This window comes from Streptomyces sp. NPDC002773 (assembly GCF_040295605.1).
In the GTDB taxonomy this organism is placed as follows: domain Bacteria; phylum Actinomycetota; class Actinomycetes; order Streptomycetales; family Streptomycetaceae; genus Streptomyces.
Map to the genome: position 1 here is coordinate 66,315 of NZ_JBEOVO010000003.1, position 22,880 is coordinate 89,194.

Consider the following 22,880-nt stretch of genomic DNA (forward strand, 5'->3'; position numbering starts at 1 on the left):
GCGTCGCGCGGAAGGCCGACACCCCGCAGCGGCGGCCCCTTCCGCGCACGGGTTACGCTTCCCCATTCGTCAGCGACACGGCCCGGCGGCGGGCCACCGGGCGCACCTCGCGGCACGCGCGTGCGGGGATCGCGGGGACCGAGGTCTAAGGAGCGCCGGAGCATGTCCAAACACGAGCGGTGGAACGCCCTGCTTGAGCTGCTGGCCGCCGAGGGCAGGCTGGAGGTCGACGAGACCGCCGCGTCCCTGCGGGTGTCCGCCGCGACCATCCGCCGCGACCTCGACGAGCTCGCGGAGCAGCAGATGCTCGTCCGGACGCGCGGCGGAGCCATCGCCCACGGCGTCTCCTACGAACTGCCCCTGCGGTACAAGTCGTCCCGGCACGCCTCCGAGAAGCAGCGCATCGCCGCCGCGGTATCGGAACTCATCGGCGACGGAGACGTCGTGGGCCTCAACGGAGGGACGACCACCACGGAGGTGGCCCGCGCGCTCGCGCTGCGGGTGGGGAGCGGGCAGCGTGGCGCGACCGAGGCCACGGCGCCCGCCTTCACCGTCGTCACCAACGCCCTCAACATCGCGGGCGAGCTCGCGGTCCGGCCCCAGATCAAGCTCGTGGTCACCGGCGGGGTGGCCCGCCCCCAGACGTACGAGCTGGTGGGCCCCCTGACGGCGGGTGTGCTGAAGGAGGTCGTCCTCGACATCGCCGTACTCGGCGTGGACGGGCTCGACCCCCGGCTCGGCGTGATGACCCGTCACGAGGACGAGGCGAGCATCAGCAGACTGTTCGCGGAACGCGCCCAGCGTGTCGTCGTGGTCACCGACTCGTCGAAGATGGGGAAGCGTGCCTTCGCCCGGATCTGCGGACTCGACGCCGTCGACGTCGTCGTCACGGACTCGGGGGCACCGGCCGACATGACCGCCCGTCTCCAGGACCTCGGCATCAAGGTGGTCGCGGTCTGACGGGTCCGCCCCGGACCTCGGGAGAGATCCGGGGCGGACCCGGCAGCTGTCAGGGCCTCAGGGCTTCAGGCCCTCCAGCGCTCAGGGAGCGATGGCCATGTCGAAGAGGTGGATGTTGCCGTTGCTCGGCAGCACCACGAAGTCGACCTGCTTGGTCCCGTCGAGGGGGATGGAGTGGGCGAAGACGCGGTACTTGATGCCGGCGTTCCCGTACCCGCTCGGCCGGTTGCGCCCGTCGCTCGACGCCACCAGGGTCGCCCCGTGGGCGTTCGCCGGGTCGAACGACCAGTTCGGGAAGCCGAACGAGCCGGTGCTGCTCGTCCCGTCCGTGTAGTACACGGTGGCCGTACCCGACGCCCCGCTGGTGACGCCCGAGCCGAGGAACACGAGCCTGCCGCCGGCGCCGCTCAGGGCGACGGCCTGGCCCGAGGCGGTGACGTTGTTCCTGGTGCCGCTCGGCACGTTCGGCCAGTGCAGCTCCGCGCCCAGGGCGCTGACGGGCGCTCCGGGGCGCAGGCCCACGTCGGCGAGCTTCTGCGCGGAGAAGCTGTTGCCCTCGCCGTCGTAGTCCCCGGGCGCGGTGTGGCTCTCGTCGGTCACGGCCACGTTGTTGTACGCGGCGGCCAGGTTCGCGAGGGGCGTGCCGCTGCGCTGCGTCCTGGTGGCGGTGGCCGAACCGGCTCCGTCGCCGCCCTGGTAGGTCGCGGTCGCGGTGAACGTACGGACGGTGAAGCCGCCGCGCTGCTCCGGCACCTGGATGCGGAAGACGGCGTCGGCGGAGGCCCCCGTGGTGAGGGAGCCGTCCACGCTGAGGACGGAGGGCTGGACGGCCCAGCCGGTCGGGCCGCCGAAGGAGACCTTGAGCGAGCGCATCCGTTCCGGTCCGGCGTTGGTGACGGTCACCTTCACCGTGGAGATGGCCGGGCCCGCCAGGTCGACGGGGGAGATCGTCACCGCCGTCCGGGCGGCGGCGGGCGCCGGCGCCTGTTCCGCCGCGACCGCGGTCCCTGCCGCCGCGGCCGGGAGGAGCGCGAGCGCACCTGCCACGGCCACCGCTCTGAGCGATCCGACCAGTCCTGCTGATCTCACGTACTGCTCCTTCTCGGGAAGGGGGTGGAGAAAGTGGAGGGGGTGAAGGGGGTGGAGGGACGTGTCAGACGACGGAGGGCATGTCGGTGGTGCGCGAGTCGAGTCCCATCCGGAGGTTGACCCAGGCTCCCCGGGTGAAGTCGGGGATCTGCACGGGCCGCCCCTTTGCTGCCAGGGACATGACACTCAGGGGGACGGGTGCGCACCAGGCCGCCGAGTCGTAGACGTCGATGTCGGGGACGAGGCCCGCCCGCATGAGCTGGACCGTCCGCCACTGGAGGACGTAGTCCATGCCGCCGTGGCCGCCGTTGTTCGCGGCGTCGTCTCCGATCTTCTTCCACAGCCAGTGGTCGAACTCCTTGCGGTACGAGCCGAAGTCCCGCCAGGCGTGTCCGCTGTGGTCCGGCTCGACGTAGACGCGTCCGCCCCCGGCCGACAGCACCCCGGCGTAGTCCTCGAAGATCCCCCGGCTGCCGGCGAGCGTGTTGATCCGGCTGTACGGGCGGGGCGAGCTCACGTCGTGCTCGGCGCGGATGACCCGGCCCTTGGCCGTGTCGATCAGACACGTGACGAGGTCGCCGTTGACGTAGGTCTCGTTCCAGGAGGGGTGGTTCCGGGGCACGAACCGCTCCCGGTAGTCGGCCAGGCCCTTCGGCGCGGTCGCGGTGGCGCGCAGCGTGGTCATGCGGTCGCCCCGGTTGATGTCCATGGCGGCGGCGATCGGCGCGAGCCCGTGCATGGCGTAGAAGGAGGCGGTGCTGCGGGTGTGCCACAGCCGGCGCCAGGAGTCGGTGTAGTACGTGTCGGAGAACAGCAGGGCGCGCAGGTCGTGGAGGTAGCCGCCGTGCCCGTTGGTGATGTCGCCGAACAGTCCCTCGTGCGCCATCTTGAGCATGGCCAGCTCGTTGCGGCCGTAGCTGCAGTTCTCCGCCAGCATCAGATGGCGCCGGGTGAGCTCCGAGGTGTCGACCAGGTCCCACAGCTCGTCGAGCCCGGTGGCGATGGGCAGCTCCACGATGACGTGCTTGCCGGCCAGGAGCGCGGCCTTGCCCTGCTCGTAGTGGAACTCCCAGGGCGTGGCGATGTAGACCAGGTCGATGTCGTCGCGCCGCAGCATCTGGGCGTACGCGTCGGCGGAGCCGCCGAACTCGACGGGGCGGGGCCTGCCGTCGGCGGCCAGCCGGTCGGCGACCCGCTTGGCGCGGTCCGCGCGGATGTCGCAGACGGCGGTCACGGTGCAGCCCGGCACCACGGACCAGCCCGTGGTCATGCCGGAGCCGCGGTTGCCCAGGCCGATGACACCGACGCGTACCGTCCGGTGGGGCTCGTAGGCCACGTCGATCATCGACCTCTGGCCCGCCCTGCGGCGCGGCGTCGTCGTCGCCGTGTCCGTCGCGGCGGCGGCGGCGGGGGCCGCCGCTCCGACGCCGGTGGCCAGTGCCCCGGTGGCGGCCACAGCGCCTCCCAGGATCAGGCGGCGTGAGACTGCGGGGGTTTCTGTCATGGATTCATCGCTCCTCTAGGCGTACGGCAGCGGACGCGTGACGACTGTGACGGGACGATCGGACGCGTGTCAATAGGTGTTCATTGCGAGGTAGTTATAAGCATGGCCGCGCATCCATGGCCGGATCCTTTGCGTGGATCGTTCACGCGGCCCACGTGCTCGGTTCGCGCCGGGGACCGATCCGGGTGAGGCTCGTAGGGCTGGGCGGTCGGGTCGACACGTCGCTTCCCCGACCGTCCGCGCTGCGTCCGCCCCGCGAACCGGAGGTCCCGCCCGTGCCGGCATCGAAGCACTCCAAGGTCCACCTCGCCGGCGGTGGCATCGCCTCGCTCGCGGCAGCGGCGTTCCTCGTACGGGACGCGGGGGTGCCGGGGCGGAACGTACGCATCCTGGAGCAGCTGCCGATCGCGGGCGGATCGATGGACGGCGCCCCCGCTCCGACCCGTGAGGGCGGATACGTCACCAGGGGCGGCCGGATGTTCGAGGAGGAGCACTATGTGTGCCTGTGGAACCTCCTGGAGTCGATCCCCACCCTGGACGATCCGGCGGTCTCGGTACGGCAGGAGATGCTCGCCTTCAACATCGAGCACCCGACGCACGCCAAGGCCCGCATCATCAACGCCGACCGCACCATCGCCGACGCCTCCCTCCTCGGCCTGGATACGCGCGACCGCGCCGACATGACCCGGCTGCTCGCCCTGCCGGAGCGGGTGATCGGGGCCCGGCGCATCGACGACTTCTTCCAGCCGCACTTCTTCACGACCCATTTCTGGTGCATGTGGCGGACCACGTTCGCCTTCCAGAACTGGCACTCCGCGATCGAGCTGAAGCGGTACTTCCTCGCCTTCGTGCAGGAGTTCGACCGCATCCACACCCTGTCCGGCGTGCGGCGGAGCAAGTACAACCAGTACGACTCCGTGATCCGCCCGCTCCAGGAGTGGCTCACCGCCCAGGGCGTGCGGACCGAATTCGGGGTGACCGTCGCCGACGTCGACTTCTCGGGCCCCGCCGCCCGCCGGATCTCCCGGCTCCATCTGGAGCGGGACGGCGCCGAGGACGGGACGATCGAACTGGGGGAGGACGACTACACGTTCCTCACCATCGGCTCCATGACCGCCGACACCGCGTACGGCGACAGCAGCACCGTCCCCGAGCTGATCCGCGACAAGCGGGACGGATCCTGGCGGCTCTGGGAGTCGATCGCCAAGAACGCCCCCGACTTCGGCCGCCCCAACGCCTTCTCCGGCAACATCGACGAGACCAAATGGGAGTCCTTCACGCTCACCATGACCGGCCGCACCCTCCTGGACCGCATCCAGGAGTACACCGGCAACGTCCCCGGCGAGGGCGCCCTGATGACCTGGAAGGACTCCCGCTGGCTCCTCTCGGTCGTGGTGCCGGCGCAGCCCCACTTCCGTGAGCAGCGGGAGGACACGTACACGCTGTGGGGGTACGGGCTCTTCGGCGACGTCCCCGGCGACCACGTGCCCAAGAAGATGGACGACTGCACCGGCGCCGAGATCCTCGACGAACTCCTCGGCCACCTCGGCTTCGACGACATCGCCGACGAGGTACGGGCGACCACCCAGGTCACCACCGTCCAGATGCCCTACATCGACGCCCAGTTCCAGCGCCGCGTCGTCGCCGACCGGCCCCTCGTCGTCCCGGACGGCGCCCAGAACTTCGCCTTCCTCGGCCAGTTCGTCGAGATCCCCGACGACGTCGTCTTCACCGTCGAGTACTCGGTCCGCTCCGCCATGCTGGCGGTCTACCACCACTTCGGCGTCGACCGGGAGATCCCCGCGATGTACCACGGCCTCGCCGATCCGAAGATCGCCTGGTCCGCGCTGAAGACCGCCTTCGCCTGATGCCCGGGAGGCACGAGTGAACACGGAGCCCGAAGAGTCGCGGGAACACGCTGCCTCGGGGCCCTGGGGCGAAGCCGTCCTGGACGCGGTGTTCACCCAGTCCGATGTCGGCCTCCACGTCCTGGACACGGAGCTCCGCGTCGTCCGCGTCAACACGGTCGCCGGCGGCATCCGCGGCCTCCCGGCGGAACGGCTCGTCGGTCTGCCGGCGGCGGAGGCCTACGCGCCCGCGGGGGTCAGCGTCGACGAGGACGTCCTGCGCGCCGTCCTCGCCACCGGCCGCCCGGCGCTCGACCACCTCGTCACCGGCCGGCCCCCCACCGACCGCCGGACCGAGCACGTCTTCTCCGCCTCCGCCTACCGCCTCCAGGACGCCGCCGGACGCGTGCTCGGCCTGGTCGTCACGAGTACGGACGTCACCGCGCGCGAGCGCGCGCAGGCCCGGCTGCGGCTGCTCCAGGACGCCCACGAACGGATCGGCTCCAGCCTCGACGTGGAGCGCACGGCCCGGGAACTCGTCGACCTGACGCTGCCGCGGTTCGCCGACTCCGTCGTGGTCGCCCTCACCGACAGAGTGCTGAGAGGGAGGGAACCGGGCCTGTGGTCCCGTAACCCGTCACCCCTCCTGCGCTGCACGGCGGCCGGGCGTACGGAGACCGGCCCGGCGATCCCGGCGGCGGGCGCCACCCTGCTCCCGGGGATCTTCGGCGAGGCGCTGCCGTCCGGGGCCGTGCTGCTCCCGTGCGAAGGGGACGGCGGGTCCGCCGGGACGCGCCTCGTCGCCCCGCTGACGGTACGGGGGCAGATCTTCGGGGTCGTCGCCTTCCAGCGGACGGCCGAGGCCGAACCCTACGACGCGGACGACGTCGAACTCGTCGAGGGCATCGCGGACCGGACGGCGACCTGCCTGGAGAACGCCCTGCGGTTCACCCGCGAGCATGTGATCATGACCGCGCTGCAGAGCTGGCCGCTGCGTCAGGAGGAGGCCACGCAGCGGGCCGTCGACGCGGCACAGCGGCACCGCCCCGGCGGGAGCGGCGCCGGAGCCTGGTTCGAGGTCGTCCCGCTGCCGGGGGCGCGGGTGGCGCTCGTCGTCGGCCAGGTCGAGCACGCGGGACTCAGCGCCGTCGCCACCATGAGCCGGCTGCGGACCGCCGTCCACAGCCTGACCACGCTCGACCTCGACCCCCACGAACTCCTCGCCCGCCTCCACGACACCACCCTCCGCCTCGCGGCCGAGCACACGGACGCGTCCGAGAAGGACCGCCCGACGGCGAGCTGCACCGTCGCCGTCCACGACCCCGTCGGCGGGCGACTCGACATCGCCCGCGCCGGCACCTCGCTCTTCGCCGTCGTCAGGCCCGACGGATCGATCGACACGAAACCCGTCGACGAAGGCCCCCTGCTCGGCGCCGAGGGCCCGCCCTTCGCCTGCGCGGAACACCTCCTGCCCGAAGGCAGCACCCTCTGCCTGGCCTCTCCCGCCACCTCGGGGGACGCCGACCCCCCGACGGAGGACCTCCTCCGCGCCCTCGGTCACCCCGGACGCGACGTGGAGGCCATGGCGGACGACGTGGAAGGGCTCCTCGCCCCCGACCGCGTCCTCCTCCTCGCCCGGACCCGGCACCTGCCGCCGAGCGAACTGGCAGAGTGGACCGTCCCGTTCGACTTCGCGGCCGTCGGCACCGCGCGCACCCATGTCGAGGCGTGCCTCCGGGAGTGGGAACATCCCGCCGACCCGTTCACGGTGGCGCTCGTCGCCAGCGAACTCGTCACCAACGCCGTGCGCTACGGCGCCGCGCCGATCACGCTGCGGCTCATCCGCGACTCCGCCACCACCCTGATCTGCGAGGTCGGCGACGCCGGCCAGGCCGCCCCCCACCTCCGCCACGCCAAGGCCGTCGACGAGGGCGGCCGCGGCCTCCTCATCTGCGCCACCCTCGCGCAGAACTGGGGCGTGCGCTACACCGACGAGGGCAAGACCGTCTGGGCCGAGCTGGGGGAGGAGGCCGAGCCTCCCGGGTGACGGCGACGGGGCCATGGATACGCGGATACGCAGGTACGCAGGCGGGGTTCGCGTCAGTCGGCCTTCGGCTCGGTGCGCCGGGCGTAGGCGCGGGCGGCGCGGGCGCGGTCCCCGCAGCGGGTGGAGCACCAGTGACGGCGGCCGTGGCGCAGCAGATACCGGTTGCACGGGGCGGAACCGCAGCCGGTGAGGCGGTCGGCGTCGGGGCCGGTGAGGAGGTCCGCGGTGTCGGCCGCGAGGGTCGCGAGAGCGCGGTCGAGGATCTCGTCGGTGGGGCACGGCGCCGCGCGGTAGGGGCCGTTCTTCTCGTCCCAGTACAGCAGGGCGGCTGTGGGAGCTCCGCTCAGCGCGTCGTTCACGGCGGACAGTGCCGCGGGCAGGGCGGGCACCCCGGCGACGCGGGCGGCGAACAACGACCTGACGTGTTCGCGCAAGGAGCGCAGCTGGGTCGCGCACATCTCCCGCACCCCGGCGTCGGCCGGTGCGAGGCCGCGCTCGTGGAGCCATGTGTTCGTCGCCTCGGGGGTGCCGAGGAGGTCGATGAAGTGCCCTCCGGGCAACGCGACGGCGCTGTTGACGAAGTCGAGGGCGAGGTGGTCCTCGGCCCCCGGCGCGGGCGGTGGCAGGGATTCGGCACTCGGGGTCACGATCACACCTCTCATGTTAGGGGTTGCCTTCATCCGTGAGAAAGGACTACGTTCCTCACGGATCAACCACTACTCATCCGTGAGGAACTGATGGCCGGCAGCAGCACCACCACTGAGCAGATCCCCATCCGCGTCTTCGGGGGCCCGACCGCCCTCCTGGAATACGGCGGCCTGCGATTCCTGACCGACCCCACCTTCGACGCGCCTCGCGAATACACCGTGCCGGGCGGCCGGTTGACCAAGACGGAGCCCGCATCGGCCGCACCGGCCGACCTCGGCAGGGTCGACGTGGTCCTGCTCTCCCACGACGAGCACCCCGACAACCTCGACGTCTCGGGCCGAGCGCTGCTCGCCGACGTTCCGCTCACCCTCACCACCCCCGGCGGCGCGCAGCGCCTGGGAGCGGGGGCCAAGGCCCTGGCCGACTGGGAGCCGATCGACCTCGACCGCCCCGGCGGCGGCACGATCACCGTGACCGGCGTACCCGCGATCCACGGCCCCGGGCCCCGCGAGGAGGTCGAACCGATCACCGGGCAGGTCGTCGGTTTCGTGCTGACGGGGGAGGGCCTGCCCACGGTCTACGTCAGTGGCGACAACGCCTCGCTCGACCTCGTCGAGCAGATCGCCGAACGCTTCGGCCCGGTGGACACCGCCGTCCTGTTCGCCGGGGCTCCCCGCTTCCCCGTTCTCTTCGACGGCGCCCTGATCGTCCTCGACAGCGCGCAGACCGCCGACGCCGCGAAGATACTCGGCGCCCGCCGCGTGGTTCCCGTCCACTACGACAGCTGGGCCCACTTCACCGAGGGACGAGCCGAACTGACAGCCGCCTTCACCGACGCCGGTCTCGCCGACCGCCTGGACCTGGGCACCCCGGGCTGACCGATGCCGTGACCGCGCCCGCGCCTACCCGGCGGAGTCCGCCCGAGGGACTCGGGGGCCACGGAACGGAAGTGTCCGGCTGAGTACGAGGTTGGTGGTCGTGCTCCCGAACTCGGCCAGCTCGTCGACGATCTCCTCCAGGTGTGCCATCGACGTGGTCGCCACCTTCATGACGTAGCAGTCGTCTCCGGTGGTACGCAGACACTCCAGGATCTCGGGGCGCTCGCCGAGCAGCCGGCGCAGCGGCTCGTGCCGGGTCCCCGGCCCCGGGTACTTGAGCCGGACCACCGCCATCACCGGGTACCCGGTCCGCTCCAGGTCCACCGCCGCCTGGTACCCCGTGATCACCCGGGCCGCCTCAAGGCGTCGCACCCGCTCCGTCGTCGCCGAGGTGCTCAGGTTCACCCGGCGCGCCAGCTCCGTGAAAGCGATCCGGCCGTCCCGCTGGACCTCGTCCAGGATGGCCCAGTCCGTCGCGTCAAGACTCTCGGTCATCCGCCCAGATTACCGGTAGATCCACGGCGAACGGGCGTGAGCACAGGGAGGAATCCCTTCAGTCGGGTCGCATGGCCTGACTACGCTCGGGATCATGAAGATCGGCGTGAACGTCCTCAACTTCGGCCCCGGAACCGACCCGGGAGTCCTGCGGAACTGGGCCCGGACCGTGGAGGGCCTGGGCTTCGACCTCCTGATGGTCTCGGACCACGTAGCCATCACGCCCGACGTCGCCGAACGCTATCCCGCTCCCTTCTACGAGCCCTTCACCACCTTGTCCTGGCTGGCCGGCCTCACCACCCGCATCCGGCTCGGGACGACGGTCCTCATCGCCCCCTACCGACACCCGCTGCTCACCGCCCGGATGGCGGCCAACCTGGACGAGCTGAGCGGCGGGCGGCTCGTCCTCGGTGTGGGAGTGGGCTGGGCACGGCAGGAGTTCGCCGCCCTCGGCATCCCGTTCACGCAGCGCGGACGACTGACCGACGACCACCTGAGGGACATCCGGGCGGCATGGGCGGACACCGCCTCCTACGGAGACCGCGGCATCCCGCTGTGGGTCGGCGGCAACAGCGACGCGGGACTGCGCAGGGCCGTACGGCTCGGAGACGCGTGGCACCCGCTGCGTCCCACCCTGCCGTGGCTGCGCGAAGCCGTGACCAGGATGGAGGCGTACGCGGAAGGGCAACAGCTCCCCGTTCCCGCCCTGGCCCCCCGGATAGCCCTCCGACTCACCGCGACACGCGTCGACGGACCGGAACGGCTCGCCGGTGAGGGCACCATCGACCAGATCATGGACGACCTCGACCAACTACGGCTGCTGGGCGTCGACTCCGTCGTCCTCGACCCCTACCAGGGCGACCCCCGGGAGACCCACCACCCGCAGGCGGCCTGGCAGGCCCTCGCCACGGTGGCCGCGCACACGCGGGCGCCCCACATCGCACCCCGCACCAGAACGGAGCACCCATGACCACCCCATCGCCCACTCCCGCCCTCACCCCTGACGACCACGCCCTCCTCCGGCGGGCCATCGCGCTCGCGGCCGAGGCACGCGCGAGCGGCAACCCGCCGTTCGGATCACTGCTGTCGGGACCGGACGGCACGGTGCTGGCCGAGGAACGCAACACGACCCTCACCGGCGACGACATCACCGCGCACCCGGAACTGAAGCTGGCGAGGTGGGCCGCACGAGAGCTGGACGTGGCGACGGCCGCGGGAACCACGATGTACACCAGCTGCCAGCCGTGCGGGATGTGCGAGGCGGCCATCCGACAGGCCGGGCTGCGGCGGGTGGTGTTCGCCCTGTCCAACGAGCAGCTCCTGGACATCAGGCCGGGCAGCGGCCGACCGCCCGTGCCGCAGCACGGACCCGCGCTGCTCGACGAGGTACGGGCCGTGGTCGCGCCCCACTACCGCTGACGCCAGGCTCCGGACGCCGCGGCCTGCGTGGGTTCCGCCGCCGGAGGACGACGGCTCACGCCGGGCCGGTCAGAGAGGCGGGAGCCGTCGGATCCGCGGAGAGCGCGTCCCAGGGAGGCGGCGCGATCTGGTCCGTCCACGCGGCAAGGGCTTCACCGTCCACGCAGATGATCCCGCACGTGGCGGCGTACTCGACAGCGGGAGCGGTGAAGGAGCTGGTGGTCACGACGACGGCCACATCGGCCTCGTGGATGGTGAAGCAGGTGCCGCCGAACCTCTGCAGATCCTGGGAGCCGACGCGGTTGTCCTCCGCGTAGTGCTTGCACTGGAGTACGACACGCCGGCCGTCGACGGTCACCGCGACCACATCGGCGCCCAGGTCGCCCGCTCCACCGACCACTTCCACAGCGCCGCAGCCGTCCCGCGCGCAGAGCGCGGCGACCGTGTGCTCGAAGCCGTCGGCGTCGACCGCCGCGTGATCCAGAGCCTCCGCCCCGACGCCGGGCACGTCCGGGACGGGGGCCGGGGCGTCCGGCATGTCGGCGGGACGCGGGCCCGCATGGTTCCGGACGGGCGTCCTGCCTCCCCGGGCCACCGCGAGGCCGACGGCGAGCACTCCGAGCGCGGCGAGCGCCACCAGGGCGACGACCGTGCCACCCGCCACATCGGCCGTCCTGACGAAGAGGGCCAGGCCACCGCCGCATATCCCGACGAGCCCCACCGCCAGCACCAGATCGCGCCCGATGGCCGCGGGGCGGCGCCCGGCCGCACCTCTGCCCTCCCCGGTCGCCTTCATCCGGAACCTCCCCCACTCGTCGACGGCTCCCGCCCACCGCGGCGTCCCTGACGCCACCGCCTGTCCGTGAACGCGCTTTCGAAACGTGGCGGCCCGGAGGCGGCAGGCACGACAGGCTCCCCGGCTGGAGGGGCACCCGGGAGAGATGAGAGTTCTGGCGGGTGAGCGAGACACCACCGAACACTCTGCAATGTCGCGTCGACGGGCGAGAGGACGCACCCGTCCTGGTTCCCGGGCCCTCGCTGGGCACCACATTCCACAGGTCGTAGAGACCATCCGAGGGCGCCCAGTCGGTCCATGGCGGGGGCGCGTCTTCGACCCGCCCGGACTCAGGCTTCGTCGTCCGTCGGTGTCGAGGTCGACGGATGGCGACGCTCAGTGACCTGGGCGAGGAGGAGCACGGTGTCGTCGGTCGGGCCGGCCGCCAGCAGGTGCGTGAGGGTGCTGTCCGCCGTCTCTTCCAATGTGCCGGTAGCACCCGCCAGTTGGGCGCAGAGTGCTCGGATGCCCTCGTCGATGTCCTTGCCGCGGGACTCGATGAGGCCGTCGGTGTAGAGGGCCAGGATGTCTCCCTCCTGGAGCGTGATCTCGATCGTGCCGAAGGGGAAGCCGCCGACACCGAGGGGAACCCCCGGCACGCTGTCGATGATCTTCACCGAGCCGTTCGGTTCGCGTACGAGGGGCGGGGGATGGCCGGCGTTCGCGATGCGGGTGCGGCCCGTCGCGGGGTCGTAGTGGATGTAGAGACAGGTCGCCAGCTCGATGCCCGCCTCCTGGACGCAGGCGTCGAGTTCCCTGAGGAGGACGTCGGGTTCCAGGTTCTGGCGGGCCAGGGCCTTGGCGGTGATCCGTAGCCGGCCCATTGCCACGGCCGCCGGTACGCCGTGTCCCATGACGTCGCCGACCACGAGGGCCACCTGGCCGCCCGGCAGGTCGATCACGTCGTACCAGTCGCCCCCGACCTCCGTGAGGTGGCTGCCGGGGAGGTAGCGGTGAGCGATGCGCAGGGACGGGCTGGTCGCCAGGTTGGTGGGGAGCAGCGCGCGCTGGAGGGTGAGCGCGATCTCCTGGACCTGGCTGTAGAGGCGGGCGTTGTCCAGGCACAGGGCGGCACGCGAGGCGAGTTCGCCGGCCAGGCTGAGGTCCTGCTCGGTGAAGACGGGGCGGGCGGCGGAGCGGCCGAACATGGTGATTCCCTGGACCTTGCCTCGGGCGATGAGGGGAGCGATGAGGAGGCAGGTCAGGCCGCTGTCGATGAGCAACTGGCTGCGGGCCTGGTGGATCACGGTCCGTGTCATGAACTCCTCGTTCACGGGGACGCAGACAGGGCGGCCTGTGCGGAGCGTCTCGTGGATGGTGGAGCCCGGGGGGTACGTCACGCGCTCCAGTCCGCCGACGAGTTCGAGGGCAGGAGGCGGCAGGCTGGTGCCGGATGCGATCCGTCGCGTGACCATGGGAAGGTCCGGGTCGAACACCTCGGATTCGTCCATCCACTCCACGACTTCCACGACGGAGGCGTCGGCGAACTCCGGAACGGCCGCTTCGACCAGCTCACGGGCGGTGACGTCCACCTCCAGGGTGGTGCCGATCCCGGCCGAGGCCCGGTCCAGCAGAGCCAGCCGTTGCCGCCCGGCCGTCGCTTCCACGATGGCCTGTTCACGGTCGGTGACGTCCACGAGGAGACCGCCTAGCCCCGGCCGCGTATCGCCCGCCTGGCTCAACGGGAAGAAGCTCACCGAGCGCACCTGATCCCGGTCGGGACGGCCCGGCGTGCGAAGAACGACCAGCGCGCTCACCACGGGCCGCCCCTCGTCGGCGACGGCGTGCAGCATGCGCTGGTACTCGCCGCCATCGGAGGTGATCATGAAGTCTTCCATGCCGCGCCCGATGTGGTCCTCGATCGGAATTCCGTCCATGTCGGCGAGGGCCTGGTTGAGGTGGACGTACCGCAGGTCCTCGTCGAGCATGACGAGGCCGATCGGGCACGTCTCGAAAAGCGCGTCGAGAAACGTGAGGTTGGTCTTCACCCGGTCGAGTTCGTCACCTCTGCTGGCCAGGCCGACGATGACGGTGCGGCCGTGGCGGCCCGTCACCGGGAAGACCCGGAATCCGCAGTCGAAGACCGTCCCGTCCCGATGCAGGGCGGGCATTCTTACCCGCCAGTAGCCCAAGGTGCGACCACGTTCCGCGAGCCGCCCCGCCGCACTGGTCCCCTCCACGGGGGCGGCGGGAAAAAGGGCGGCGGCGGGCTTGGACAGGACGTCCTCGGCCTCGTATCCGAAAAGCCGTTGCGCGCCGGGTCCCCAGTAGCAGATCCGGTCCTCGTCATCCATGCCGAGCACGGCGACGGCCACGTGCTCCAGCAAGGTTCCCGGCTCCGACCAGAGCGGCCCGGGACCTTGCACCCCCGTTGGATTCGATGACACCAGGCGCCCTTTCAAGCGCACACGCGGAAGCCGAGCACGCCACTCGTCGGTCGGACGGGGACCTCACGTCAATTCTGCTCGCCGTCCGAGGTTCGGACATCACGACGACAGCAGGCGGGGGTGCGCTGTGCGTGAGGTGGGCACGGGCTGCGAAGGCCGAGACCGGGGCCGAAGAGGGGGCGATACGCCCGTGCGGCCGGCTGAGCCGGACGGTTCGGCAACGCCACTGCTGTCATGCTGCAGGATCCTTCACCGCCGGATGCGGGCCGAGCTGGGACTACCTCGCCACGGCCGCCGCACTCGCCGTCCAGGACCCCGTGGCCGCGTTCGACGACGCTGTCGCCCTGGAAGCGGTCGGTGTCCTGGGCCCGAGGAGGACGAGCGCGGTGTGCACCGACACGCAGGGCGTCTCCATCGTCGGCTTGGCCTTCGCCCGCACGCTCGGCTTCAACCTGCTGTCCCGGCTGAAGAACGTCGCCTCAGCCTGCCGTTACCGGCCGACGGCCGGGGAGGACGAGAAGTGGCCGAACCTGGCGCCGATGCTGTCGACCAAGACGATCAACTGGGACCTGGTCCGCCAGTAGTACGACCAGATCGTGAAGGGCCGCGGGGTGGCGCTACCCGGGGGTGGTATCTGCTTGAGGCATGACGTACCAGCGGGGGGGGGCAACCCAGTGCGACCCCGCTGTGCTCCCACCCGCGTCACTGTTCGAGGCCGATTACCTCGTCGCAGGACACCCGGAAATCTATATCGGCCGAAGTAGACATTGGGCGGTGGCGTGGTTATGGTTTCTCTCGTAGCCCAGAAGGACAGCAGGGCCTGGCAGAGACGAACTGCCGGCGAGCGGTACCAGCAGTACAGGTAGGTGCAGTACGCAGGACGGTGCGGCGGTGGAGTTTCGGAGCCAGGGTTGTTGTGAGACGGCGACGGGACTGACGGCCGGACCGGGTGGCCCGCAGTGATCAGGGGCCGCCGCAGCGGGACCGCGGTCATGGAAGGTGCGGTACCCGCGAGAGCAGTTCGCAGTACCCAGCAGTGAAGTCAGTGAGCAGCACCTCGGTGAAGGCGTCGGCTGCGGACGCGCGCACCGGGAAGTTCGGCAGTGGGGTTCTAAGCCAGAGCAGACGCAGGACGGGCAACGGGGCTGGCTGCCGAAGAGTGACGCTGTCACGGTCGCTCAGTAGTACGCAGTACAAGCAGTACCAGCAGTGCGCAGTACCCCGATGGTAGGGAAGTCGATCACCGAGGGAAGAACGGAGGAACGAAGCACCATCAGGATCGCCCGGACGGAAGTCTTGAGTCCGGGTACCGCAGGACATCGATAGTGAGGTGGTCTCCGGTCAAGCAACCGCGATCCCCGCACTCCCGACAGCGACTGGGCCGGGTGGGCGGACACAGAAGGCCGACGCGGTATCAGGGTCGGCACGTGGTGTAGAAGTTCCTTCGGGGCCCTGGTGCCATACGGCACCAGGGCCCCTCCACGCGTTCCAAGAGAGAGGTGCAAATGACAGCAGACGACTCCTACGGCCTCTCGACGACGACTACCCCGCGTACACCATGGGCCGGGCCGCCGACATGCTGGGCACCACCCAGGGCTTCCTCCGCGCCCTCGGCGAAGCCCGCCTGATCACCCCGCTCCGTTCCGAGGGCGGCCACCGCCGCTACTCCCGCTACCCACTGCGCATCGCCGCCCGCGCCCGCGAACTCGTCGACCAGGGCACCCCCATCGAAGCCGCCTGCCGCATCATCGTCCTGGAAGACCAGCTCGAAGAAGCCCAGGACGTGATGGACGGGGGAGGGTACGAGATCGGAGTGCTGGAGGCGATCTACGTGGACACCAGCACGGACGAGTCGGTCATGGCCACGGTCCAGATCGACCTGCCCACCCGCCACCGCCTGGTCTTCGTCCCGCTCGACGCCGTGCTCGTCGTCGCGATGGTGTTGGGCGTCATGGGCGCTACTGCTGAGGGGCTGCTCTACCTGCTGATCATCGGCATCGTCCTGCTCGCGGCGGACATCGTCTACTACGGCATGCGTCTGCGCCACTCCCGACGCCCCAGCCTGCGCTGATCCGTCAGGCTGGACTGCCCCCCGACCGCTTCCCAGGTGCGGGGACGCCTCCTGCCGCCGGATCGCCGGTCGGCCAAGCGCAGAGAGGGCACGGTCACTCGAACGCCCGGGCGGCCTTGCCTCCCACCCGCCCCTGTCATGGCATGGAGTGAGGGCTGTGCGCCCGCCCCGGCGCCGGCCTACCCATGAGGAAGGGCGCCATGTACGTGCGTACGATCTACGCGATGGGTGATCCGGTCACGCTCGGCGAGGCCGTCGACGGCCTCGGCACCGAAGGCCGCAAGCTGCCGGCGGAGCAGCCTGGCTGCCGCGGCACGGGCTGTTCGCCGGCCCTCGACCGGATCGTGGCCGTCCCGGCCCCGGCCGCTCGGAGCTGACTCCGTCATGGATCTCGGCCACGAAGTGCCCGCGCTCGTACGCGAACTGGCCCGGCGGGCTGACCCGCAGCGCCTGCGACATGACGTGGAATACCTTGCCGACCGCCCGCGCAGCCGGATCCGTGCCCCCGAGGCCATGCTGCGCGCCGAGGCCCATGTGACGAGTGAACTGGCCGTTGCGGGCTGGTGGACGGAGCGGCAGCCGTTCGACGTACGGTGGCGCCTGGGCGGCACCGACCGTCAGACCAGTCGGGCGCTCGCGTTCCAACTCCGTCTGCACCGGCGGCTGACCGGCGCGAACCTCCTGGCCGGGCTGCCGGGAGGCGACGCCCGCCCCACGGTGGTCGTCGGAGCGCACCTGGACACCGTCGCCGACAGCCCCGGAGCCGATGACAACGCCTCCGGAGTCGCCGCGCTGCTGGAGATCGCGCGGCTCCTCGGCGGGCTGCCGCGACCGCCCGCGGTAACCCTCATGGTCTTCGACATGGAGGAGCTGGGGATGATCGGCTCACGGGTCGCTGCCCGGCGGCTCCGCCACGCCGGGCGGGTCACGGGCATGATCTGCCTGGAGTCGGTCGGCTTCTTCGCGAACGAGCCCGGAACCCAGCTGATGCCCGGCGGCTTTCGCGCGGCCTTCCCCCGGGCGGCCGCGGCGGTCCGCTCGACCGGGCAGCGAGGCGACTTCACCCTCGTGGCCCACCGGCGCTCGTCGGAGGCGGCGGCCGCCCTGTGGCGCCGGGCAGCCGAGGCCGCAGAGCCCTCACTGCCTGCTGTCACACTGCGCGACCCGCGTCCCGACGGCCTGCTGGGCGCACTCGCCGGCCTCGGGGTGCCCCCGTTGATCCAGCTCGACCGCAGCGACCACGCGTCCTTCTGGAACGCGGGAATTCCGGCCCTGATGCTGACCAGTACGGCGAACTTCCGGAACCGCAACTACCACCGCCCGACCGACACCCCGGACACCATCGACTACCGGCGCCTTGCGGCGGTCGCCGTCGCGACCGCCGCGACCGCTGTGTCCTGGTCGGTCGGCGGACCCGGTTGATCGCTGCCTCCGGAGAACGACAGGGGCAGCGGGGACGTCGATCCCATGTGACGGCCCCTGTACGTATACCGGCCGGTGGCTGCCTGCTCTACGCGCGAGGGAGCCACCGGCCGGTGTTCTGCGTACAAGCGCCCCCAGCCGGACGGTACTCGTCGCGGATCCGGGCCGTAGGTCAGGTGCTGAGCAGGCGGTCGAAGAAGGATCGGTATTGGCGCAGGGCCAGGCGCAGGTCCTCGGTGGCGGCCTCCTCGCCGCGGTGCCATTGGCTTTCGAGCCCCAGCTTGTGGTCGGCGAACGTGGTGGCGAGCAGCTGCATCACCTCGGCGACGAGCCCGTCTGCCGCAAGCACAGACTGCTTCGGGTCATCGACGAATCCCTGCTGGATCTCCTGCCACCTGGTCCGGAGCCCTTCTGCCTCCTGTGCCCCGAGGAGCGGGGCGGCATCGGGCTGCCGCGCGGACTCGTCCCGTTCACCGGGCACAGCGTCCCGCTCGTCTCCCGCCTCGTCCGTGATTCTGGTCCTGAGTGCTGCCCCCTCGTCATCGGGGGCCGCTGACGGGTCATCGTCCGGGGGCTGTTGCGATGTTTCCGTCTGGGGCCGGGCGATGTCCTCGGTCGACAGTGTCTCTTCGGCGGGCTCGGCGTACTCGTCGCGCCCGTATTGTGATTCTCTCTGCATGTCTCTTCACCTTCATGGCGGTGGTGAACATCCGATCCCGGCCGCTGGGCATTCAGCGGCGTTCCTCATCCGGCGAAGCGGTGTCGTCCTGCAGCAGTTCGTCGAACAGGGCCCGGTAGTGGACCATCGCACTCCGCAGTTCTTCTGTCGTGGTGTCCCTGCCGCCGGCACGCCCGTTGATCTCGTGGGCGATGCGGTAATGGTCCAGGGTTCGGGAGTGCTCGACCGACAGGTCCCGCTTCTGTTGCTCATAGTTCTCCGTCGGGTAGCCGCGCTCGCTCATGAGCGTGGTCACGAGCCGGTCCGCCTCACCCACAGCCTGGTCGGGACTGTCGACGAAATGCTCCTGCACGCTGGCCCAGTCCCGGGCATACCGGTCCCGGACCGTCGAGGGCAGCGGCCTGATCTCCAGCTCCTCATGCCGCTCCTCCCTCTCCTTGAGGTCGCGCTCGGCTGCTCCACGGCTCCGCTCCGCCTCGACCGCGCGCTCGTATTCGGGCCCGAACTGATCCCGCAGGTGCCGGCGCCGGGCCATGGTCCGCATGGTCAGCGCGATGGCGACCACGATGACCACGGCGGCCACGATGATGACGATGGTCCACATCGCATCCTCCACTCTTTGACAGCTCACACAGGCAGCCAGAACCTGGGCGTGCGGGGGTCACCGCCGCGGGTGCTGTCCCTTGGTGCACCATTCCAGAATTTCACATATCGCCTAAAATGTGCTATCGGGTAAAGGGTGGCCGGCCCGGCTGGACGCTGTGACGGACAACGGTCGGGTCGGGGGAGCGGCCGCGGACACTGCGGGCAGGTCAGTGGGTCGGGCGGCAGCGCACCACCCAGCGCAGGCCGCTGTGTCACCGCAGCACGCGGACTGTCATGGCGGACGCGGGTGCGCCGTTGGCCCGGCAGAATGGCCGTGACCGCGTGGGTGCCGTCGGGACGCTCGCCCATCGGGTGGGCGCCGGGCCGCCAGTCGCTGAAGTCGCCGACCACGCTCACCTCACCGACCGAATGGCCGGCGGGCAGGACGAACGTGATCTCGGTGTGGTCTTGCGCCGGCTGCGCTCTTTCTGTCCGCGATCACACCGCTGTGGCGGGCGGCCCCGGCCCGCGGGCTGATCACGGTGCTGAGTGGCACTTTGTTCTTCTGGTCCCAGCGGACACTGCTCGGATCTTGACCGATGGATGATCACGGTTCATGGGGCGGGGAGATCTCACGGATGAGCAGTGGGCGCTGCTGGAGCCGTTGTTGCCGAAGGGGGCGAAGGCAGGGCGGCCGTCCGTCTGGCCCCGGCGGCAGCTGATCGACGGCATACGGTTCCGGGTTCGTACCGGTGTGCCGTGGCGGGACGTGCCTGTCGAATACGGGCCGTGGGGACGGGTCTACGACCTGTTCCGCCGGTGGCAACGGGACGGCACCTGGCACCGGGTCTTCACCCGGCTCCAGTCCCTGGCCGACGCGAAGGGTGCGATCGTGTGGGACCTGAGCGTCGATTCCACGGTGTGCCGCGCCCACCAGCACGCGGCCGGGGCCCGCAAGCAGGGCGGCCTGCAGAAGGAACCGCCGGGCGGCGTCTTCACCGAGCCGGTCGATCACGGGCTGGGACGCTCACGCGGGGGGTTCACCACCAAGCTGCACTTGGCCGTCGAGCAGGTCAGAAACCCATGTCGATCGTGGTGACCGCAGGGCAGCGCGGCGACTCGCCGCAGTTCGAGCCGGTGCTGGAGAAAGTCCGCGTGCCCCGCCTCGGGCCGGGCCGGCCGCGCGTCCGCCCCGATCGCGTGCGGGCCGACAAGGCGTACGCCTCCCGCAACAACCGCGCTTACCCGCGCCGCCGGGGGATCCGCCGCACCATCCCGGACAAGGCCGACCAGGCACGCAACCGCCATAAGCGAGGCTCCCGCGGTGGCCGACCGCCGCAATTCGATCCGGTCGACTACCGCAAACGTCACGCGGTCGAGTGCGGAATCAACCGCCTCAAGCGCCACCGGGCCGTGGCCACCCGCTACGACAAACTCGCGGTCCGCTTTGAAGCCACTGTCCTCGTCGCGGCCATCAACGAGTGGCTGTGACCAGCACGCTGCTACAGCTCGTAGTTCTGGGCCAGCTCCTCCCAACGAACGCTGCGAAGCGCGTGATCAGCATCCTCGCCCGCCGGTACCTCCGGTGCTGGCTGGAACCAGGCGACGACGAGGGAGGAACCATCCATTGTCGGATCGAGCGCCGTGGAGTCGAAGACACCGATGCAGGCCACTGAAGGCAGCACCTCAACCGGACCGAAAGCGCCGGCGGTCTCGTCCGGGTACTCGCGCGAGGGCGGAACAAGATGGACCGGTATGGAGGGAAATGCGTGCTCGGCCTGCCGCTGGAGCCAGCTGACCTTCCGGTCGTTGATGCGCTTGCACGGGTAGCCCTCCAGCATCCCCCCGTAGGTCGAAGACATCCGTAGCTCGGTGAGCCGGATCGAACGACCCGACGAGAGGGCTATGTGACTCAGTGACATGCCGACACCCTATGCACACGGTTCACTTCCGATACACGGCCTAAGGCGCGATGGGAACCGTCCTGGTCATCCAGTCCTGGCTGGTCGGCGTCGTCGTCTCCGTCAACGGCCCCAGCTGCAGACTCAAGGACCGTCTCGCCGTCATCGAGCGCGAGACCGCAGCCTAAGCCCCTACCTTCGGAATCTGGCCCTTGCCTGCACACCCCTGCCCCTCTGCTGCCGCCCGCCGGGCGGCAGGGTGGGCGGATGGCAATGAGCGAGACGGAACTGCTGGCCCTCCTGCGTGAACTCGACGACCCCGACCGACTGGAACAGCCGCTGCAATACGACCGCGCCGTGACCGGCCTCGCGTTCAGCGGTCTGGTCCGCCGGCTCGAAGCGGACTTCGGGGCCCCGTGCGAGTCCGAGCGGGACACCCAGGACTCCAGTGAGTACGGGCGCATCCACGTGCCCGCGGACGCGACGATCTGCGGAACACGGAGCGTGGTCTGCGTGAGCAAGTTCGGCTCCCTCGCCGAGGTATGCGCCGACAATCCCGGGGCCTTCCTCGGCACGGACGACGCGCGTGAGGAGGGCGCGCTGGATCCCGCCGACCTCGCCACAGTGGAGCAGGCCCTGACCGGACTCGGCTACGTGAACGTCCCCGAAGAACTGCTGGAGAGCGACTACGAGGGCCCCAGCGCGCTGGAGCACTTCGCAGTGCGGCCCACGTGGTGGACGCGGTTCTTCGGCCTCTGGTGATCCGCCCACCGACCGAGCGAACAGCCTGTCATCTCGCTGAGCACGTGACGCTGTCGGGGATCTTGGAGATGTGGAGCTCAGTATGCGTGGCCGCACTTTGATCCCGCGGCTTGTGTACGACTCCGACCGACACCTTGACGGCGGCGGCCCCGTTCGTCAGGCAGCCGGCCAGGGCGTGGCGCTGGCGGGCGTTGATCTGCATGCCGGGAATCGGATCGCCATCCACGGGGTTGGCGGGGGGACGAGCCGATCATTGGAGGGTCATGCGAGCGATTCAGGTATACGAAGTGGGCGGTCCCGAGGTGCTGCGGGAGGCCGAGGTGGACCAGCCGCGGCCGGGTCCGGGCGAGGCGGTCGTGGAGGTCGCCGCGTCCGGGGTCAACTTCCTCGACGTCTACCACCGCGAAGGCCGGTACAGCCTCCCGCTGCCCTTCACCCCGGGCGCTGAGGGCGCCGGCACGGTCGTCGAAGTAGGACCCGGCGTCGCTGACGTCGCGGTCGGGGACCGGGTCGGTTGGGTGGAGATTCCCGGCTCGTATGCCGAGCGGGCCGTCGTGGACTCCTCCCGGCTGGTGCCGCTGCCCGACGACATCGGCTTCGAGACAGCCGCCGCCGTGCTCCTCCAAGGCATGACCGTGCACTACCTCGTCAAGGACGCCTACCCGGTCCAGGGGGGCGACACGGTGCTCGTTCATGCGGCTGCTGGTGGCATGGGGCTGCTTCTGACCCAACTCATCACCCATCTCGGCGGCAGGGTGATCGGCACGACGTCGACCACGGCGAAGGCCGAGCTGGCGAAGCGTGCCGGAGCCGCTGAGGTGATCCTTTCCTCCGCAGTCGACGATCTCGCAGCCGAGGTGAGGCGGCTCAACGGCGGTCAGGGACTGCCGGTTGTCTTCGACGGCGTCGGCGCGCACACCTTCGACGCGAGCCTCGCCAGCCTGCGACCCCGCGGCCATCTCGTGCTCTTCGGCGCGGCAAGTGGTGCCGTGCCGCCGTTCGATCCGATTCGGCTCGCCCACGGCGGTTCGCTGACCCTGATCCGGCCCAGCCTCGGGGACTTCATCGCCGATCGGTCCGAACTGCTCCGACGGGCCGCCGATGTGTTCGAGTGGGTGCGCTCCAAGGCGCTTGAGGTCACCGTAACGGGCCGCTACGCATTGTCCGAGGCCGCCCAGGCCCACAGCGATCTGGAGGCTCGGCGTACCACCGGCAAGCTGCTCGTCATACCCGATGCGGCCGTTATTGGATACCGCGAGGGACGCAGAGCTGATGCCGGGAGTGCAGTTCACTCGAACTGACACCGTAAGGGCCACGCCTCGGTTAACGGCCGACGAATGCACCACTCACC

The 22,880-nt window shown here is 70.5% G+C and carries 21 protein-coding genes and 2 pseudogenes; 14 read left to right on the forward strand and 9 right to left on the reverse strand.

Annotated features, from left to right (window positions below; all coding sequences use genetic code 11):
* Window positions 1–162: 162 nt before the first annotated feature.
* A complete protein-coding gene (locus tag ABT034_RS05510) occupies window positions 163–960 on the forward strand; it encodes a DeoR/GlpR family DNA-binding transcription regulator (protein ID WP_351211524.1) in 798 nt (265 codons plus the stop codon).
* 81 nt (window positions 961–1,041) lie between these two features.
* Here ABT034_RS05510 and ABT034_RS05515 read toward each other — a convergent pair whose 3' ends face one another.
* Both ABT034_RS05515 and ABT034_RS05520 read right to left on the reverse strand, forming a co-directional pair.
* Window positions 1,042–2,049 carry a beta-sandwich domain-containing protein gene (locus tag ABT034_RS05515; protein ID WP_351211526.1) on the reverse strand — a complete coding sequence of 336 codons (1,008 nt, stop codon included), beginning with the start codon at window positions 2,047–2,049 and terminating at the stop codon, window positions 1,042–1,044.
* A 64-nt stretch (window positions 2,050–2,113) separates the two neighbouring features.
* A complete protein-coding gene (locus ABT034_RS05520) occupies window positions 2,114–3,553 on the reverse strand; it encodes a Gfo/Idh/MocA family protein (protein WP_351211528.1) in 1,440 nt (479 codons plus the stop codon).
* A gap of 275 nt (window positions 3,554–3,828) precedes the next feature.
* On the opposite strand from ABT034_RS05520, the gene ABT034_RS05525 reads away from it, so the two are divergent.
* Together ABT034_RS05525 and ABT034_RS05530 are read left to right on the forward strand one after the other, a co-directional pair.
* Entirely contained in the window at window positions 3,829–5,421 is a 1,593-nt protein-coding gene (locus ABT034_RS05525; RefSeq protein ID WP_351211530.1) for an oleate hydratase, read from the forward strand.
* Window positions 5,422–5,437: 16 nt separating this feature from the next.
* Complete coding sequence (locus ABT034_RS05530) at window positions 5,438–7,447, forward strand: SpoIIE family protein phosphatase (RefSeq protein ID WP_351211532.1); 2,010 nt, start codon at window positions 5,438–5,440, stop codon at window positions 7,445–7,447.
* Window positions 7,448–7,500: 53 nt separating this feature from the next.
* Here ABT034_RS05530 and ABT034_RS05535 read toward each other — a convergent pair whose 3' ends face one another.
* A complete protein-coding gene (locus ABT034_RS05535; RefSeq protein WP_351211534.1) occupies window positions 7,501–8,109 on the reverse strand; it encodes a CGNR zinc finger domain-containing protein in 609 nt (202 codons plus the stop codon).
* Window positions 8,110–8,184: 75 nt separating this feature from the next.
* Between ABT034_RS05535 and ABT034_RS05540 the strand changes: the two genes are divergently transcribed.
* A complete protein-coding gene (locus tag ABT034_RS05540; protein ID WP_351211536.1) occupies window positions 8,185–8,973 on the forward strand; it encodes an MBL fold metallo-hydrolase in 789 nt (262 codons plus the stop codon).
* A gap of 24 nt (window positions 8,974–8,997) precedes the next feature.
* Here the strand turns inward: ABT034_RS05540 and ABT034_RS05545 are convergent, their stop codons facing one another.
* Window positions 8,998–9,468 (reverse strand): Lrp/AsnC family transcriptional regulator, encoded by a 471-nt coding sequence (locus ABT034_RS05545; RefSeq protein WP_351211538.1) that lies wholly within the window; start codon window positions 9,466–9,468, stop codon window positions 8,998–9,000.
* Between the two features lie 94 nt (window positions 9,469–9,562).
* Here ABT034_RS05545 and ABT034_RS05550 point away from each other — a divergent pair, with 94 nt between their 5' ends.
* Together ABT034_RS05550 and ABT034_RS05555 are read left to right on the forward strand one after the other, a co-directional pair.
* On the forward strand, window positions 9,563–10,438 hold the full coding sequence (locus ABT034_RS05550) for an LLM class flavin-dependent oxidoreductase (protein WP_351211540.1): 876 nt from the start codon (window positions 9,563–9,565) through the stop codon (window positions 10,436–10,438).
* Window positions 10,435–10,887: a nucleoside deaminase gene (locus ABT034_RS05555; protein ID WP_351211542.1), complete on the forward strand. Its 453-nt coding sequence runs from the start codon at window positions 10,435–10,437 to the stop codon at window positions 10,885–10,887. The genes ABT034_RS05550 and ABT034_RS05555 overlap by 4 nt, the downstream gene beginning before the upstream one ends.
* A gap of 55 nt (window positions 10,888–10,942) precedes the next feature.
* On the opposite strand, the gene ABT034_RS05560 is transcribed toward ABT034_RS05555, so the two are convergent.
* On the reverse strand, window positions 10,943–11,683 hold the full coding sequence (locus ABT034_RS05560; protein WP_351211544.1) for a restriction endonuclease: 741 nt from the start codon (window positions 11,681–11,683) through the stop codon (window positions 10,943–10,945).
* 329 nt (window positions 11,684–12,012) lie between these two features.
* Window positions 12,013–14,049 (reverse strand): SpoIIE family protein phosphatase, encoded by a 2,037-nt coding sequence (locus ABT034_RS05565; protein WP_351211546.1) that lies wholly within the window; start codon window positions 14,047–14,049, stop codon window positions 12,013–12,015.
* Window positions 14,050–14,426: 377 nt separating this feature from the next.
* On the opposite strand from ABT034_RS05565, the gene ABT034_RS05570 reads away from it, so the two are divergent.
* From ABT034_RS05570 to ABT034_RS05585, 4 genes and pseudogenes are all read left to right on the forward strand, one after another.
* Window positions 14,427–14,693, forward strand: a complete 267-nt coding sequence (locus ABT034_RS05570) for a Tn3 family transposase (protein ID WP_351211548.1) — start codon at window positions 14,427–14,429, stop codon at window positions 14,691–14,693.
* 921 nt (window positions 14,694–15,614) lie between these two features.
* Window positions 15,615–15,895 (forward strand): annotated as a pseudogene (locus ABT034_RS05575) (MerR family transcriptional regulator); the annotation flags it as partial.
* A 485-nt stretch (window positions 15,896–16,380) separates the two neighbouring features.
* On the forward strand, window positions 16,381–16,557 hold the full coding sequence (locus tag ABT034_RS05580; protein ID WP_351211550.1) for a hypothetical protein: 177 nt from the start codon (window positions 16,381–16,383) through the stop codon (window positions 16,555–16,557).
* A gap of 7 nt (window positions 16,558–16,564) precedes the next feature.
* Entirely contained in the window at window positions 16,565–17,602 is a 1,038-nt protein-coding gene (locus ABT034_RS05585; protein ID WP_351211552.1) for a M28 family peptidase, read from the forward strand.
* Between the two features lie 172 nt (window positions 17,603–17,774).
* On the opposite strand, the gene ABT034_RS05590 is transcribed toward ABT034_RS05585, so the two are convergent.
* Both ABT034_RS05590 and ABT034_RS05595 read right to left on the reverse strand, forming a co-directional pair.
* Window positions 17,775–18,281: a hypothetical protein gene (locus ABT034_RS05590; RefSeq protein ID WP_351211554.1), complete on the reverse strand. Its 507-nt coding sequence runs from the start codon at window positions 18,279–18,281 to the stop codon at window positions 17,775–17,777.
* A 52-nt stretch (window positions 18,282–18,333) separates the two neighbouring features.
* The gene (locus tag ABT034_RS05595; RefSeq protein WP_351211555.1) at window positions 18,334–18,885 is read right to left on the reverse strand and encodes a hypothetical protein; all 552 of its coding nucleotides are present in this window, start codon (window positions 18,883–18,885) and stop codon (window positions 18,334–18,336) included.
* A gap of 597 nt (window positions 18,886–19,482) precedes the next feature.
* On the opposite strand from ABT034_RS05595, the pseudogene ABT034_RS05600 reads away from it, so the two are divergent.
* Window positions 19,483–19,893 (forward strand): annotated as a pseudogene (locus ABT034_RS05600) (IS5 family transposase); the annotation flags it as partial.
* Entirely contained in the window at window positions 19,788–20,357 is a 570-nt protein-coding gene (locus tag ABT034_RS05605) for a transposase (RefSeq protein ID WP_351211557.1), read from the forward strand. The pseudogene ABT034_RS05600 and the gene ABT034_RS05605, both read left to right, overlap by 106 nt.
* Window positions 20,358–20,368: 11 nt before the next feature.
* Here ABT034_RS05605 and ABT034_RS05610 read toward each other — a convergent pair whose 3' ends face one another.
* Window positions 20,369–20,788: a hypothetical protein gene (locus tag ABT034_RS05610; protein ID WP_351211559.1), complete on the reverse strand. Its 420-nt coding sequence runs from the start codon at window positions 20,786–20,788 to the stop codon at window positions 20,369–20,371.
* 252 nt (window positions 20,789–21,040) lie between these two features.
* On the opposite strand from ABT034_RS05610, the gene ABT034_RS05615 reads away from it, so the two are divergent.
* Window positions 21,041–21,529: a hypothetical protein gene (locus ABT034_RS05615; RefSeq protein ID WP_351211561.1), complete on the forward strand. Its 489-nt coding sequence runs from the start codon at window positions 21,041–21,043 to the stop codon at window positions 21,527–21,529.
* 263 nt (window positions 21,530–21,792) lie between these two features.
* On the forward strand, window positions 21,793–22,830 hold the full coding sequence (locus ABT034_RS05620) for a quinone oxidoreductase family protein (RefSeq protein WP_351211563.1): 1,038 nt from the start codon (window positions 21,793–21,795) through the stop codon (window positions 22,828–22,830).
* Window positions 22,831–22,880: the final 50 nt, after the last annotated feature.